General features: G+C 65.5%; 2 pseudogenes. Both read left to right on the plus strand.

Annotated elements, in window-relative coordinates:
* Positions 1-383, plus strand: a pseudogene (locus tag H7U32_RS09450) (hypothetical protein); the annotation flags it as partial.
* Positions 377-708 (plus strand): annotated as a pseudogene (locus H7U32_RS09455) (ABC transporter substrate-binding protein); the annotation flags it as partial. The pseudogenes H7U32_RS09450 and H7U32_RS09455, both read left to right, overlap by 7 nt.

The following is a 708-nucleotide window of genomic DNA, read 5'->3' on the forward strand; positions in this document are numbered from 1 at the left end:
CCCTCATGGACCAGGCCGCCGCCACCGGCGACGAGGAAGCGGCGAACAAGATCTACCAGCAGGGCGAGGAGATCCTGCTCAAGGAGCTGCCGGCCATCCCGCTGTACTACTCCAACGCCAACGGCGTCGCCTCCAAGAACGTGAGCAACGTCAAGTTCACGTGGCAGAACCTGCCGGCGTATCGGGGCTCCGGGAACCCATGCGCGGCCCCATGCCATAACCTGCCCGTAACATTGGCCGCGCATGCCCGTACCCCCGATTCCACACCCGATATGCCTGGTGCCGCAGACCTGGCCGCGACCGATGGCCGCCTCGGGTCCTTGCGGCGCTACGGTTCGCGGCGTGGGGCCGCGCCACACGGGCGCATGCTATCGGCATGTTAACGGCCGCCATGCTGCTGTCCGGCTGCGGGTCGTCGTCGGGTTCGAACGGCTCGTCCGCATCCTCCGAAGGAGGCAATGTCATCACGGCCTATGCGTCCGAGCCGCAGAAGACGTTCATCCCGGGCAACATCAACGAGACGGGCGGCGGCAAGCCGGCCGACATGATGTTCGCCCGCCTGGTGTCCTTCGACGACAACGGCAAGGCCAGCAACGAGATCGCCGAGTCCGTGACCCCGAACGAGAACGCGACGGAGTACACGATCAAGCTCAAGGACTGGAAGTTCTCCAACGGCGACCCGGTGAAGGCCGAGAACTTCACCAAGGC

It is taken from the genome of Bifidobacterium pullorum subsp. saeculare (genome assembly GCF_016899725.1).
Classification (GTDB): Bacteria; Actinomycetota; Actinomycetes; order Actinomycetales; family Bifidobacteriaceae; genus Bifidobacterium; species Bifidobacterium pullorum_C.